At 44.9% G+C, this 15,397-nt stretch carries 14 protein-coding genes; 10 read left to right on the plus strand and 4 right to left on the minus strand.

Annotated elements, in window-relative coordinates; genetic code table 11:
- Window positions 1-21 precede the first annotated feature (21 nt).
- The 8 genes from L4C35_RS04015 to L4C35_RS04050 all read left to right on the plus strand — a co-directional run bounded on the left by L4C35_RS04015 (window position 22) and on the right by L4C35_RS04050 (window position 6,622).
- The gene (locus L4C35_RS04015; protein ID WP_048898629.1) at window positions 22-753 is read left to right on the plus strand and encodes a heme ABC transporter permease; all 732 of its coding nucleotides are present in this window, start codon (window positions 22-24) and stop codon (window positions 751-753) included.
- Between the two features lie 7 nt (window positions 754-760).
- Entirely contained in the window at window positions 761-967 is a 207-nt protein-coding gene (gene ccmD, locus L4C35_RS04020; protein ID WP_062689761.1) for a heme exporter protein CcmD, read from the plus strand.
- Entirely contained in the window at window positions 964-1,449 is a 486-nt protein-coding gene (gene ccmE, locus L4C35_RS04025; RefSeq protein WP_428461664.1) for a cytochrome c maturation protein CcmE, read from the plus strand. Before ccmD ends, ccmE begins: the two co-directional genes overlap by 4 nt.
- Complete coding sequence (locus L4C35_RS04030) at window positions 1,446-3,431, plus strand: heme lyase CcmF/NrfE family subunit (RefSeq protein ID WP_428461665.1); 1,986 nt, start codon at window positions 1,446-1,448, stop codon at window positions 3,429-3,431. Before ccmE ends, L4C35_RS04030 begins: the two co-directional genes overlap by 4 nt.
- Entirely contained in the window at window positions 3,431-3,985 is a 555-nt protein-coding gene (locus L4C35_RS04035) for a DsbE family thiol:disulfide interchange protein (protein ID WP_428461666.1), read from the plus strand. Before L4C35_RS04030 ends, L4C35_RS04035 begins: the two co-directional genes overlap by 1 nt.
- Window positions 3,982-4,497, plus strand: a complete 516-nt coding sequence (locus tag L4C35_RS04040; protein ID WP_428461667.1) for a cytochrome c-type biogenesis protein — start codon at window positions 3,982-3,984, stop codon at window positions 4,495-4,497. Before L4C35_RS04035 ends, L4C35_RS04040 begins: the two co-directional genes overlap by 4 nt.
- Window positions 4,497-5,714 carry a c-type cytochrome biogenesis protein CcmI gene (ccmI, locus tag L4C35_RS04045; RefSeq protein ID WP_428461668.1) on the plus strand — a complete coding sequence of 406 codons (1,218 nt, stop codon included), beginning with the start codon at window positions 4,497-4,499 and terminating at the stop codon, window positions 5,712-5,714. Before L4C35_RS04040 ends, ccmI begins: the two co-directional genes overlap by 1 nt.
- Window positions 5,715-5,785: 71 nt before the next feature.
- On the plus strand, window positions 5,786-6,622 hold the full coding sequence (locus L4C35_RS04050; RefSeq protein ID WP_428461669.1) for an MlaA family lipoprotein: 837 nt from the start codon (window positions 5,786-5,788) through the stop codon (window positions 6,620-6,622).
- A gap of 74 nt (window positions 6,623-6,696) precedes the next feature.
- On the opposite strand, the gene L4C35_RS04055 is transcribed toward L4C35_RS04050, so the two are convergent.
- The 4 genes from L4C35_RS04055 to L4C35_RS04070 form a co-directional block, all read right to left on the minus strand.
- A complete protein-coding gene (locus tag L4C35_RS04055; protein WP_428461670.1) occupies window positions 6,697-7,968 on the minus strand; it encodes an outer membrane protein transport protein in 1,272 nt (423 codons plus the stop codon).
- A gap of 364 nt (window positions 7,969-8,332) precedes the next feature.
- A complete protein-coding gene (locus L4C35_RS04060) occupies window positions 8,333-9,547 on the minus strand; it encodes an outer membrane protein transport protein (RefSeq protein ID WP_428461671.1) in 1,215 nt (404 codons plus the stop codon).
- Between the two features lie 329 nt (window positions 9,548-9,876).
- Entirely contained in the window at window positions 9,877-10,605 is a 729-nt protein-coding gene (locus L4C35_RS04065; RefSeq protein WP_428461672.1) for a DUF3379 family protein, read from the minus strand.
- Window positions 10,592-11,164 (minus strand): sigma-70 family RNA polymerase sigma factor, encoded by a 573-nt coding sequence (locus L4C35_RS04070; protein WP_048898637.1) that lies wholly within the window; start codon window positions 11,162-11,164, stop codon window positions 10,592-10,594. Before L4C35_RS04070 ends, L4C35_RS04065 begins: the two co-directional genes overlap by 14 nt.
- 698 nt (window positions 11,165-11,862) lie before the next feature.
- On the opposite strand from L4C35_RS04070, the gene fadI reads away from it, so the two are divergent.
- The gene (gene fadI, locus L4C35_RS04075; RefSeq protein WP_428461673.1) at window positions 11,863-13,173 is read left to right on the plus strand and encodes an acetyl-CoA C-acyltransferase FadI; all 1,311 of its coding nucleotides are present in this window, start codon (window positions 11,863-11,865) and stop codon (window positions 13,171-13,173) included.
- Window positions 13,173-15,278, plus strand: a complete 2,106-nt coding sequence (gene fadJ, locus L4C35_RS04080; RefSeq protein WP_428461674.1) for a fatty acid oxidation complex subunit alpha FadJ — start codon at window positions 13,173-13,175, stop codon at window positions 15,276-15,278. Before fadI ends, fadJ begins: the two co-directional genes overlap by 1 nt.
- The last annotated feature ends 119 nt before the right edge of the window (window positions 15,279-15,397 follow it).

Consider the following 15,397-nt stretch of genomic DNA (forward strand, 5'->3'; position numbering starts at 1 on the left):
TAGACTGAGTAGAGTTGATTTATGTGGAAGTGGCTACATCCCTACGCAAAAGCTGAAAACTGCTACCGCCTGTGCGGCAAGTTGTTACCTTGGTTTTCCGTTATCGCACTGATATCTATTATCGCAGGTTCCGTTTGGGGACTGGCCTACGCGCCGAGTGATTATCAGCAAGGCGATAGTTTCCGTATTATTTACCTGCACGTGCCGGCTGCAATCTGGTCGATGGGCGCATACATGTCGATGGCGATTGCCGCTTTTATTGGGCTAGTATGGCAAATTCGTCTGTCAGATATGGCGGCAGCAGCCATGGCACCGATTGGCGCTGTGTTTACCTTTATTGCACTGTTAACAGGGGCAATTTGGGGTAAGCCTATGTGGGGCGCTTGGTGGGTATGGGATGCACGTCTAACGTCTGAATTGATCCTTTTATTCTTATACCTTGGCGTTATCGCACTATATAGCGCCTTTGATGATCAAAAAACAGCAGCAAAAGCGGCGGGTATTCTTGCGATTGTTGGTGTGATTAACCTACCTATTATTCACTTCTCAGTCGAGTGGTGGAATACCTTGCACCAAGGTGCGACCATTACCAAATTTGATAAACCATCGATGGACAGCTCAATGTTGTGGCCTTTATTGCTCAACATTATCGGTTTTGCTTGTTTCTTTGGTGCGGTGACATTAGTACGTTTGCGCAGTGAAATTATTGCGCGAGAAAGCCACCGCCCTTGGGTCCGTCAGTTAGTAAAGTGAGGAAAGTATGCATTTTGAATCATTTAGCGACTTTTTAGCCATGGGGGGCTATGCCTCTTACGTCTGGAGTGCTTACGGTATCTCTTTCCTTGCGATGCTTTGGATTTTATTGTCGAGCTTACAAAAAAAGCGCCGTTTAATGGCGGAGCTTAAAAATAAAATTGCGCGTGAGCAGCGTATTGAAGATGCGAAAAAACTGGAGAACACACTATGAACCCGAGACGTAAAAAGCGCTTAACCTTAGTGTTAGCGTTAGTCGTTGGCCTCGGTGCAACTATTGGTTTAATGCTGTATGCATTGAACCAAAATATGGACTTGTTCTATACCCCAACCGAACTTGTAAACGGTAAACCTGATGGCACCAAGCCAGAAGTTGGCCAGCGTTTACGTATTGGTGGTATGGTCGTTGCGGGTTCTGTAAATCGTGACCCTCAGTCGTTACAAGTAAGTTTTGATGTGGCAGATATTGGCCCGTCAGTAACAGTAACGTATGACGGCATCTTGCCTGATTTGTTCCGTGAAGGTCAGGGTATTGTGGCTCAAGGCGTGTTGGTTAATGCAACAACGATTGAAGCGCATGAAGTGTTAGCGAAGCATGATGAAGAATACATGCCGCCTGAAGTTGCTGCGGCAATGGAAAAAACACATGCGCCACTTGAGTATTCAAAAGAACAAAAGCAAGGTAGTACACAATGATTGCTGAAATAGGGCACTTTGCCTTAATCATTGCGCTTGGCTTGTCGGTGCTTGCGAGCATCTACCCGCTTTACGGCGCAGCGACAGGAAATCAAGCAATGATGCGTACAGCACGACCGCTCACACATGGTGTGTTCGGTATGCTAATGATCTCGTTTGTTATCCTATGTTGGGGCTTTTACAGTAACGATTTTACGATCACGTACGTTGCAAGTAACTCGAACTCTTTATTGCCTTGGTATTATCGCATTACAGCGGTGTGGGGTTCACATGAAGGTTCGCTGCTGTTGTGGGTCTTAATCCAAGCAGGGTGGGCTGCTGCCGTTGCTCGTTTTAGTCGTGGTATGCCGCTAGAATCTGTTGCACGCGTATTAGCGGTTATGGGGATGATTTCAGTGGGCTTCCTACTGTTTATCATTGTGACTTCAAACCCATTTTTGCGCACGCTTCCTTACTTCCCTGTTGATGGTCGCGACCTTAACCCACTTCTTCAAGATCCAGGTTTGATCATTCACCCGCCTATGCTGTACATGGGGTATGTGGGTTTCTCTGTTGCGTTTGCGTTTGCGATTGCATCGTTAATGACAGGTCGTCTTGATACTGCTTGGGCGCGCTGGTCTCGTCCTTGGACAATTGCAGCATGGTCTTTTCTAACTCTGGGTATCGCACTAGGTTCATGGTGGGCTTATTACGAACTTGGCTGGGGCGGCTGGTGGTTCTGGGATCCAGTAGAAAACGCATCATTCATGCCATGGCTTGCGGGTACGGCATTAATGCACTCACTGTCTGTGACAGAAAAGCGCGGTACGTTTAAAGCGTGGACAGTATTATTAGCCATCTCTGCATTTTCATTGAGCTTGCTAGGTACTTTCCTTGTACGTTCAGGCGTATTGGTATCGGTTCACGCCTTTGCCTCAGACCCTGCACGTGGCATGTTCATTTTAGGCTTCTTGGTGGTTGTTATTGGTGGCTCACTGCTACTTTACGCACTACGTGGCGGCCAAATCCGTTCGCGTGGTAACTACAGCTTACTGTCACGTGAAAACCTACTGCTTGCCAATAACTTATTGTTAGTTGCAGGTCTGTTAGTGGTATTAATTGGTACTTTGTTGCCATTAGTACACAAGCAAATTGGTTTGGGTTCGGTATCGATTGGCGCGCCATTCTTTAATACTTTGTTTACGTGGTTGATGATCCCATTTGCTTTCATCTTAGGTGTTGGCCCGCTGGTTCGTTGGAAACGTGATCAGATGTCTAGTATCAAAAAGCCATTAATTATTTCAGCGTTAATTACAGTGCCGTTTTCTATCGGTTCTGTATTCCTTCTGACGGATAAGTTCCATGCACTTGCTGCATTGGGCGTCGCAATGGCCGTTTGGATCATTACGCTGCAATGTTACGAGCTGTACGAGCGAGCGACTCACCGTCATAGCTTAATGACAGGCTTGGGCAAACTTGGTCGTAGCCACTGGGCTATGGTTTTAGGTCACCTAGGTATGGCGGTAACCGTTATTGGTATTGCGCTTGTGTCTAATTACGATCTTGAGCGTGATGTCCGTATGGCGCCAGGTGAAACCATCAATGTTGAAGGTTACGACTTCCACTTTGCGGGTGTTCGTGATGCCGACGGCCCTAACTACGATGGCTATATTGCTGACTTTAACATTACAAAATCAGGTAAACGTGTCACCACGCTTCACGCTGAAAAACGTTTCTACAGCGTAGCGCGTTCTATGATGACAGAAGCGGCTATCGACAGTGGCATTACCCGTGACCTTTATGTCGCTATGGGTGAAAAACTGGGTGATGATGGTGCTTGGGCTGTACGTATTTACTACAAACCATTTGTGAACTGGATTTGGTTCGGCGCTGCATTAATGTCTGTGGGCGGTGCAATTGCGATCAGCGATAAACGTTACCGTTTCCGTAAAAAAGCCAAGCAAGCAGCATCAAGCAATACTCAAGAAGCTGAGGTGAACTGATGAATAAAAAAATCTTATTTGTCCCGCTAGCTCTGTTTATTGCGCTAGCTATGATGTTTCTTGTTCAGCTTACGCGCAATGCGGGTGGAGATGATCCAACCAAGCTCGAATCTGTTTTGGTGGGTAAACCTGTTCCTCAATTTAAATTGGAAGATTTAGTTGAGGCAGGCAAGCTGTATGAACAAGACATTTTCAAAGGTGAGCCACTACTACTCAATGTATGGGCGACGTGGTGTCCAACCTGTTATGCCGAGCATTCATACTTGAATGAACTGGCTGCTGATGGCGTGAAAATTGTTGGCCTGAATTACAAAGATGACCGTTTAAAAGCCGTGCAGTGGCTTAACGAGCTAGGTAACCCTTACATGCATAGCTTGTTTGATGGTAATGGGATGCTAGGCATGGATCTGGGTGTATACGGTGCACCAGAAACTTTCTTGATCGACGCTAACGGAGTCATTCGTTATCGCCATGTTGGCGACGTTAACCCACGGAATTGGGTTGATACGCTACAACCTATGTATCAAGCATTAATTGAGGAGGCGAAAGGATGATGAAGCGCCTTTCTATTCTGCTCGCCAGTATGTTGCTGGTGTTTACTGCGACTTTCCCTGTTTATGCAGCGATTGAAGTACACACGTTTGATAATGTTGAGCAAGAAGAAGCTTTCCAAGAGTTAACTGCGACTTTACGTTGCCCTAAGTGTCAGAACAATACCATTGGTGATTCAGATGCACCGCTGGCGAAGGATATGCGTCAGAAAGCGTATGACATGCTGCAACAAGGCAAGAATAAGCAAGATGTCGTTGATTATATGATTGCTCGTTACGGTAATTTTGTGACCTATGAGCCGCCAGTTATGTTATCGACAATTATCTTATGGCTTGGTCCTTTCTTATTTATCGCGATTGGTTTTACTGTGTTGGTGATGCGCTCTCGTCGTGTTCCGAAAACGGAAAGCAGCCAGCAGAGCAATGATTTAGATGAACAAGAAGCACAGCGCCTTAAATCGCTGCTTGCTGAAATGGAACAAGCTGAGAATAAAGACGATAAGGTGAAAAAATAATGATGTTGTTTTGGATTGCCACAGTCGTTTTGATTCTGATTGCGGTTGCTGTCTTCGTTGTACCTATTTACTCAGGTAAAGAAGAAGATGAGGTTGCCAGTCGTGATGAGCTGAATAAAGCTTTTTATCAAGACCGTGTGCGTGAAATTGAGCTAGAAACAAGTGAAGGTATCGTCGAAAAGCAAGGCGATCTCGTTACTGAACTGCAACAATCGCTACTTGATGATGTTACCGAGCAAAAAGAGCCGCATGAAACCAATATGTCAGCAGGTTTGATTATCCCTGGTGTATTGGTGATGGTCATGATCAGCTATGGCATGTACTTTAGTGTGGGTAATATCAAGAAAGTTGATGAGTGGCAACAAGTTGCGGCGCGTTTACCTGAGTTGTCTCAACGCTTGATGGGGGATGCTGAAAACCCAATGAGCGATGAGGAAATGAATGATCTGACGCTTGCCTTGCGTACGCGCTTACATGCAACACCTGATGATGCAACGGGTTGGTTGCTACTTGGTCGTGTCGGCATGGCAAATCGTGATGCAGAAACATCACAAAGTGCGATGAAGCGTGCTTATGATCTGAACCCTGACGATACAGAAACTCAGTTGGGCTATGCACAGACACTGATGATGATTGGTGACCCTGCTCAGGTTGATTTTGTGCGCTACCTACTCAAGTCAGTGATCAAGCGCGACCATACCAATGTACGTGCTATGTCTTTGTTAGCGTTTGATGCGTTTGAAGATGGGAAGTTTGAGCAAGCAATCTCATACTGGACTATGATGAAGAACTTGATCTCGCCGGATGATCCGCGAGCACCAATGCTAAATCGTAGTATTGAACGTGCCCAAGCGCAGCTATCGCCAAAAGGTGTAACGGCGAAGTCAGTGGCTGTAACGGTTGATATTTCCCCTAACGTTCAAATGCCTCAGCAGGGTTTACTGATCATCTCAGCACATGATGAGAACGGTTCACCAATGCCAATTGCTGCCCGCCGTGTACCGTTATCTGGCAGTTTTCCTATGACGATCACGCTAGATGACAACGACAGCATGATCCCAGAGCGTTTATTGTCTTCTCAATCTACATTGATGGTAAAGGCACGTATTGATGCTGATGGAAACGTAATGACGAAACAAGGTGATTGGTATGGCGAGAGTCAGCCGGTTGAACTTGGAAGTAGCGTAGAAGTAAAAATTAATCAGCAATACGAATAACAAAACTGGCATATATTGAGCAGGCTCGATACTATTATTGAGTCTGCTTTTTTATGGATGAAATTTAAAGCTTGTTAAAAGAAACAGTTAGAACATCATTGTTGGCCTTCTCTTTTTCATTGTCTCTCGTGGGCTGCGCTGACACACCTGAGCAATCTGTAACGGATGCAACGGAAACAAACAAAGTCACAGTTGCAGAACACATTGATTACGAAGCTGAAATAGCTCTTGATAGCCAAGTGTACGATCCCTTTGAAGGTATAAACCGGACGATGTGGGATCTGAACTACAACTACCTCGACCCCTATATTGCTCGCCCTGCTGCGATAGCTTATGTGGATTATGTCCCTGTACCTGTTCGTTCTGGATTAGCTAATTTTTTTGCTAACCTTGAAGAGCCAGCCAGTATGGTGAATAGCTTACTAATGCTTAACCCAGAAAATGCGGCGACGCACTTTAATCGTTTCTGGTTTAACACCGTATTTGGGTTAGGTGGTTTGATCGATATTGCGACAGCTGCAAACATTCCATCGCCAGGTCAACGTGAATTTGGCGATTCACTCGGTTATCACGGGGTAGGGAATGGGCCTTATTTTATGGTGCCAATCTATGGTCCTATTACCTTACGTGAAGGGACAGGCGATATTGTTGATGGATTGTATTTCCCACTGAGCTTACTGACGTTTTGGCAGAGTGCAGGTAAATGGGCACTTGAAGGGCTAGAGAAACGTGCCGCACTAGTACCACAAGAGTCGATATTAGAAGATTCGCCTGATCCGTATATCTTTACCCGTGATGCCTATATTCAATATAAGAACTTTAGAGCAACCGGTGGGGCCTCGGTTGATGAAGAGCCACAAGAAGAAGCTTTCTCTGATGAGTTCTTAGATGAGATTGATGACTATTGATCGCTGATTTATCGGAATGCTTAAGTAAAAAAAGAGAGTGCTGTTCAGCACTCTCTTTTTATTTTGGATTGGTTTTAGAAGCGGTAGCTTGCTTGAACACCCACTAGCCAAACGTTGCCTGTGGTTTCACCTGTGAATTGACCTAATTCAGGATGATCTTTCTCTTTTTCAGTCATAGACGCATCTTTCGCAAAGATGTAAGTGAAGCCGCCATCTAGGGTGAAGGCTTTAGTCACTTGGTAACCCGCGCCCACACTTAGCCATAGGCGATCGGTTTCTGGGATCGTTTGAGTACGGTTGTCATCGTTAACAGCTGAGGTATCGTAAGCCACACCAGTACGTAAAACAACAGCTTGGTTTAGCTGGTAAGTTGAACCAATGGCAAAGCGGTAGTTATCTTCCCAGTTTTCTTGCTTGATAAGGATCTTATCGTTGCTTAAAGATGGAATATCCGCTTCTAGTTTTTCGAAGCTGCTCCAATCGGTCCAGTTAAAGCTCGCATGTATCGCAAGTTGATCGGTTAGCTGGTGGAAGCTTGCTAGCTCAGCAGTTGCTGGTAGTGTCAGATCCATAGAGCCATCGAACTTTTGCTCGGGGTTCTTATAGTTGAAAGAGAAGCCTTCAGCATGACCTTCTAGCTTTAGATCAACAGCAGAGCGATAGTTGAAGCCAATGCGGTTGTTTTCGTTGATCTGCCAAGCTGTACCCAGTTGCCAGCCCCACGCATTGTCTTTACCTTCCATGTATTTGAGGTTAGTTCCTTTAGGTAAGGTACCCATAGGTGTAGGCATGTCAGCTGGGTTTGTTGCGCCAAAATGACCTTCGCCCATTACGTAACGAACGCCAGCACCTACGCTAAATTGCTCGTTAATTTTGTAAGCAATGTTCGGGTTGATTTCTACAGAGTGTACTTTTGCTTGGTTACCAAACTGTGTTGCTTTAAAGTCGCCACCCAGTTCCGTTTCCATGCCGTAGTTAGTTGAAAACGCCAAGCCTAAGAATACTTGATCATTTAACTGGTGAGACAGGTAGAAGTTAGGGATCACTGCAGAGCCTGCAATGTCTTTTGCTTCTGTCGGCATGCCGCTTAAGTTGCCTTTAACATCGATGTTTGGATCAACGTAGATAGCACCGGTTGATACTTGTGTACCTTCAAGGTAAGTCAGCATAGCAGGGTTGCGGAATTGCGCACCTGCGTTGTCAGCCATTGCAGCTTCACCCGCAAACGCACGACCTAGACCAGTTGCTGAGTATTCTGCAAGTTGGAAACCTGCAGCCGTTGCACTTGTGCTTACACCAAAGGTTAACGCTGCTGCTAAAGCTAGAGTAATATTATTCTTTTTCATGATAACTTGTTCGCTGAAATTAGTTATACAAATAATACGCCTTAGAGTAAATGCTTTAAGTTATAAATGCATTTTTTCGTTTTTTTGGACGAATAAGCGGCAATTTAGTGAGAAAGGTAAAAATACTTGATGCTTTTTTCAGTCATTTACATTTAGGAAGAGTATTTTCAGCGTACATGTGTACCCATAAAGGCTGGGTTGAGCGTACAGTGCGTCGCTGAAATTCAGCGAATAACAAATGGTTAATTCAATGAATGTGGTGAAAAGTGCATATTTATTAATGGTTAATATAACTAAAATGAATAAAAATAAAAAGGGAGCCAGTAGGCTCCCTTAAATATTATGGCTTAACTGTTCGCTGAAATTAGAACGAGCGGCTGTACTGTACGCCGTATAGCCAAGCATCAGCACGTGTTGTCGCTGTAACTTGCGTGCGTAGAGGGCTCTTTTCACTAACATCAATATCTTTACCCATCAGGTAAGTTAGACCAAAGTCGATGTTTGATTTGCTATCGATGTGGTAAGTGAAACCGCCAGATAACCACTGACGGTCTGAGTCAGGTACAGAGATCGATGTTTTTTGATCTTGTGCGCTGGTATCGTACATGTAGCCGGCACGCAGTTCCCAATCATTGTTTAGGTAGTAAGTACCACCTAGCGCGTAGTGCCAGCCGTCTTTCCACTCGTAAGTATTAAGAGTATCGCCACCAGTTGTTTCTAGTTTGTCAAACTCGCTCCATTTGATCCATTGTACGCTGTAGTGAACCGCGAACTGGTCGTTAAGTTTGTGGAAACCAGAGAATTCTGCCATGTCAGGCAGTGGCATGTTGAGCTTGTCATTGCTGATATCAGGGTTACCTGTTTTTGATGGCAGGTAATACATATCGCCTTTAGCTTCTAGATCTGGACTGTAGCGGTAAGACAGACCAAAACGGTTGTCTTCATTTACTTCGTAGACACCGCCAATGTTCCAGCCAAGCGCATAGCCATCAGCATCGACATCAAGTAGCTTAGTCGATGATACGGTAAGCTCACGTTGAAGTTTACCACTACCATAGATCACATCTAGGCCACCACCAACGCTGAATTGTTCGTTGATACGGTAGGCAACGCTCAGTGCGAAGTTGATGCTTTTAACATCAGTTAAACCACCAAATTCGTTACCAGCGAAGCTGTCATCGAATTCAGTTTTGGTGCCGAAGTTAGAGTAGATACCACCACCAACCGTAAATTTGTCGTTGATAGGGTGAATGTAGTAAATGTTTGGTACGTATGCAGTACCACCAACACTTTGATCGGCCTGATCTACACCGTTATATTTAATGCCTTTAACGTTGATATCAGTATCGATGACGTTAAGGCCTAACGAGATTGCAGGTGCATCGAAAAGAGCCATAGCTGCAGCGTTACGAGACAGTACAGATGCATTATCTGCAATGACCGCATCACCAGCGAAAGCACGGCCTAGTCCAGTTGCCGATTGGCTATTTAGTTGGAAACCAGCAGCTGCCGCTTGCTGAGATGCCATTGCCACTGTCAATGCTACGATTGACTTAGTAAACAGACGCTTCTTGTTCATATTTATTATTATTCCTAATTATTTTGTGCAGATATATCTTCTACTTTGGAAGATTGCGCAAGATTGTAGGTGTGTAGCCTAGCCTATCAAAGCAGACCAGTTGCTATTTTATTGATACGTTTAACAAAAGTTAACGCTTCGTTAAGTATTGTATAACTATTGAGCGGTCACAGGGGAGGGGAAATAATTTTTTATGCAACAGGGGTAACACTTTTACTTTGCCTATGTGAAAAAAGAATAAAGACTACGCGATCTCGTAGTCTTTAGGAGTTAAGTTATTGAACAATAAGCAACCAATTCATCTTGTGGTTATGATTCCTACTGTTGGTTTATATTTGCCATTGGAGTTCTGATTTAAGTGTTTTTGCAACAGGGTTCACATCCACTCCTTTGTCACCAACGACAATTAAACTGGCTTTTTGGAGTGGAAGTAACACTCCTCCCATCGTCTTATCATTAAAGTTAACAGCCGCTGGACTTTGCTCTGGTACGACAAACACAGTGACTTTTCCTGCCGGGGTATCGATTACCATGTGAAGTGCATTTTGATCACCAAACGAACAGTGATTCACGTAATAAACATGGCCAGGTAGTGATGACAGCTCTGTCCCAAAAGGTCTAAGTTTGGCATTAACCTGACTCAGCTTAACCGACTCGTCGATAGTCGCAATGAATGGCGCTTCATCATGCACATGAGTAAGGGCAATTTTTCCTAGGGATGTTGCTTTAGCTGAATGTGTTACGTCTGCGTTCGATATAATTTGATCAAACTGCCCGGTAAAAACACCAAACGCAAAGGCGATAGAAGCCGCAATGGCTAAGTGGACGCGGGTTGTCTTTGGCTTTGAAGGTGTTTGGCCTGATTGATGAAACAGAATACGATCGGCTAGATCGTCAGGCACATCTACCTTAAGTGCTTTTTCTAGTTTTGTATCGAGCTGTATTAATTCATCGGAGAGTTTTCGGTTCACCAAGGATGAATTTTTAGCTTCGATCATTTCAGCACTATTATCGTTAGGATCTGCGAGAATACGCCTACGGAATTCAAGATCGTCCATTGTGATGACCCCTCTGTTCGGATTGTTTCTCTAATTGCTCTTTAAGTTGGTTTCGTGCTCTGAACAAGCGAGTCATAACAGTATTACGGTTTAGATCCAGAATGTCTGCAATTTCATCGCCGCTAAAACCAGCCATTACCTGTAATACTAACGGTTCTCTGTATTCAGGGGTAAGCTTCATTATTTGGCGGTGAAGTTGCTGTTGCTCCAATTCCATCTCATTATCTTGCTGGTGCGTATCGGCAATGGCGTAATCATCAATGTCGACTAAGTCAAACTGCTTACGTTCAAAGCGACGGGCATTTTCACGCCGAAGAATGGTAATTAACCATGCTTTTGCCGCTTTATCATCTTGCAAGCTGTCGAGAGAGCGCCATGCTCGTAAGCACGTTTCTTGGACTAAATCTTCTGCAATATGCTGATCGTGGCAAAGCCAGTATGCATATCGGTAGAGATCTCGGTGCCATGCCCTGACAAGGGCTTCATATCGTCTTTGCTTATTCATATCAACAGAGACCGAGGCATCCGGTTTTTTCTTACGAAAAAATTGTTTAATCATGTTTTTGCCTAAACCCGTGATGGTTATCCTTGCAATCTGGGTGAATTATCGTCGTTGGTTAATCAAAAAAATCCATTTTCAGCCTTAAAATTGATCTGCTTCAAATTCTGACTGCGCAGGCAAGTTATAGTAGACCTCGTCATCTGATAGAGATGGTTGGGCGCAAGTTCTGAGGATTCAGGGTTGCGAATAGCAGGATCTATCTGTTGAGCAAGATGACAACTTCCTTTTGAAGGCTGACTTTACTTTCTCCTATCAGGTATTGCCTGATTTGCAATTGGCTTTATGTTAATTGACTTTATATTCATTACGTAGATTGCTTTCCGCGTAAATTATAACCATACCATATAGGTGTGGTTTTTTTTTGCCTATAGAAAAGTATATACCCAAGCCAAGGTATAGTGCCTAATGAAGTTTTATTCTCCTTTCTTTTTTCAAACCTTATCTTATTGATAGCTCTCACTATATTTAGCTATGGATAATCGTCCCCTCAAGAGTCTGCGCCTTGAGTGATAGCGAGTGAAATTATCGCTGAAAAGTATCGATGTCCATCATACTTCTTAAAACATTTGTTTGAATTAAATAACAAGCTGATTACAATTTGTGTGGTCAGACCTCTATTTTAGTGATCCCTGTCAACGGTTTCGGATTCAGGTGCTCACAATTAGCTGCAATTTAATCATTAATAAGGAGTAGCGATGACACGTCTCCAAAACCTCACCACCTCGCAGGGTGAGCGCATCGCCGTTGTAAGTGGATTACGTACCCCTTTTGCTCGTCAAGCAACCGCCTTTGATGGCGTGTCTGCACTTGATATGGGCAAGATGGTGGTAAATGAAATGCTTAATCAAGTGGATATTGATCCAAAACTGATTGAGCAAGTTGTATTTGGTCAAGTGATTCAAATGCCCGCAGCCCCTAACATTGCGCGTGAAATCGTACTGGGCACAGGCATGGATATTAGTACCGATGCGTACAGTGTGACGCGTGCGTGTGCGACTAGTTTTCAAGCGGCAGCCAATGTAAGTGAGAGCATCTTATCGGGCACCATTGATATTGGTATTGCTGGTGGGGCTGATTCATCGTCGGTACTGCCTATTGGCGTATCGAAAAAAATGGCAGCGACGCTATTGCAGTTAAGCAAAGCAAAAACCATGAGTAAACGCTTAAAGCTGCTAAGTAAACTGAGCATAAAAGATTTAATGCCAGTACCCCCTGCCGTTGCTGAATACTCAACGGGGTTGAGCATGGGGCAAACCGCGGAACAGATGGCTAAAAGTCATGGTATTACGCGTTTGGAACAAGATGCACTGGCTCATCGGTCACATACATTGGCTGCCCAAGCGTGGCGTGATGGCTTAATTCAAGATGAGGTGATAACAGCGTTCCCTGAACCTTATCGCCAATGGATCGATAAAGATAACAATATTCGTGAAGACTCCAGCTTAGAGTTATATGCGAAATTACGTCCAGCCTTTGACCGTAAGTTTGGGTCAGTGACAGCTGCCAATAGTACGCCATTAACCGATGGTGCGGCTGCCGTGTTATTGATGCGTGAAGGTCGGGCAAAAGAACTGGGATTTACCCCGCTTGGTTATATCCGCTCTTACGCCTTTTCTGCGATTGGCGTAGAGCACGATATGTTAATGGGACCATCCTATGCGACACCAATGGCGTTAGATCGTGCAGGTTTATCTTTGTCTGATTTAACCTTGATTGATATGCACGAAGCATTTGCCGCCCAAGCGCTATCAAATGTGAAGATGTTTGGCTCGAGGAAATTTGCGCAAGAAAAGCTAGGGCGAACTGAAGCGATTGGTGAAATCGACATGGATAAATTCAATGTCCTTGGTGGTTCTATCGCTTATGGTCACCCCTTTGCGGCAACAGGCGCACGTATGATGACGCAAACCCTGCGTGAATTAAAACGACGTGGTGGTGGTTTCGCATTGAATACCGCATGTGCGGCAGGTGGTTTGGGTGCAGCAATGATCTTGGAGGCAGAGTAATGACACAATCAGCATTTACATTAACGTATGGCGATAACGGTGTTGCTTGGCTCAAGATCGATGTGCCTGATGAAAAAATGAACACCTTGCAATCAGCGTTTGCAGAGCAAGTGAGCGAAGTCTTAGCTGAGCTGAAAACGAAATCAGACCTCAAAGGTATGGTGGTGTATTCAGGTAAGCCAGATAACTTCATTGCTGGCGCAGATATTAAGATGCTTGCGGCTTGCACGACGGCAGAAGAAGCGCAGCAATTAGCCACGCAAGGCCAAGTACTTTTCTCGCAGCTAGAAGCGTTACCGTTTCATGTCGTCGCAGCCATTCATGGTCCGTGCTTAGGCGGTGGTTTAGAGCTTGCTTTAGCCTGTCATAGCCGTGTTTGTTCTGATGATGATAAAACTCGCTTAGGTTTGCCTGAAGTGCAGCTTGGCTTATTGCCAGGATCGGGGGGAACGCAACGTTTACCGCGTTTAGTGGGTGTTGCGAATTCGCTGGATATGATTTTAACCGGTAAGCAATTGCGTGCCAAAAAAGCCAAAAAGATTGGTTTAGTCGAAGAAGCCGTTCCTTTGAGTATTTTGCTTGATGTGGCAGAAAAGCAAGCTCTGAAACCCAAAGTGAGTCGTAAAGGTTCATTGCAAGAATGGGCACTTGGCGGTAATGCGTTGGGGCGCTCATTAGTGTTTGAGCAAGCGGCGAAGAAAACCCATGAGAAAACGCGCGGTAACTACCCAGCGGCCGATGCGATTCTTGAAGTGATTAAAGTCGGCTTACAAGATGGCTTGAAAAAAGGCTATGAGATTGAAGCGAAACGCTTTGGTGAGTTGGTCATGAGCCCTGAGTCTGCCGCGTTGCGCAGTATCTTTTTTGCCACGACAGCCATGAAGAAAGAACACGGAGCAGATGCAGAGCCTAAGGCTGTGAAGCGTGTTGGCGTATTAGGTGGTGGCTTAATGGGCGGCGGGATCAGCCATGTCTCAGCGGTCAAAGCCAAATTGCCAACACGGATTAAAGATATTGCTAACGATGGCATTCAAAATGCCATGAGCTATAACTTTAAACTGTTAGAGAAACAGCGTAAGCGTCGTATTATTAGTAAAGCGCAACAGCAAGCGAAGATGCTCTCAATCTCAGGTGGTACAGACTACACTGGCTTTAATCATGCCGATGTGGTTATTGAGGCCGTATTTGAAGACTTGAACCTGAAGCATCAAATGGTGAAAGAGATCGAAGAACACGGCAATGCAGAGACTATCTTTGCCACCAATACTTCGTCGCTACCGATTCATCAGATAGCTCAAGCGGCCACTCGCCCTGAAAATGTGGTGGGTTTGCATTACTTTAGCCCAGTCGAAAAAATGCCTTTGGTGGAAGTGATCCCGCATGAAGGGACCTCTGAGCAAACCATCGCGACTGTGGTGGCGTTAGCCAAGAAACAAGGTAAAACCCCGATTGTGGTGGGGGATAAAGCGGGCTTTTACGTTAACCGTATTTTAGCGCCATACATGAATGAAGCGGCGGCGGTATTAATGGCAGGCGAGCCGATTGAGCATATTGATAGTGCATTGCTTGATTTTGGTTTCCCGGTTGGACCTATCACACTGCTGGATGAAGTCGGTGTGGATATTGGTGCGAAAATCATGCCTATCCTAGTCGCGGAGTTGGGTGAGCGCTTTAAAGGGCCTGATGTCTTTGATGTTCTGCTTGCGGATAATCGTAAGGGGAGAAAGACGGGCAAAGGTTTTTATAAGTACGACAGTAAGAAAAAAGAAGTCGATAAAACCGTGTATAAGCTGCTTAACCTAGAACCGCAACAGCATGCGGCTGCTATCGATATCGCGCAGCGTTGTAGTTTGATGATGCTTAATGAAGCGGTACGCTGTTTAGATGAAGGGGTGATCAAGTCGCCACGAGATGGTGATATTGGCGCTATTTTCGGTATTGGTTTCCCGCCATTCTTGGGTGGCCCATTCCGTTACATGGATCAAGTCGGTATCGAGCGTATTGTTGAAATGCTAACTGAGTGTACCGATAAATATGGTGAACGCTTCCAGCCGTGTGACAAGTTGGTTGCGATGGCGAATGAAGGTCAAACCTTTTATTCGTAGCGAGATCCGTCGTCAGTAAACATAGTTATCAGTAACATGCTTTATAGAAGGTCTGCCTTGTGCAGACCTTTTTATTGCCTCTCTTTTTGTTGTCTACCTTTCTATTACTTGTCCTTTTA

The organism is Photobacterium kagoshimensis, from assembly GCF_050337045.1.
GTDB lineage: Bacteria > Pseudomonadota > Gammaproteobacteria > Enterobacterales > Vibrionaceae > Photobacterium > Photobacterium kagoshimensis.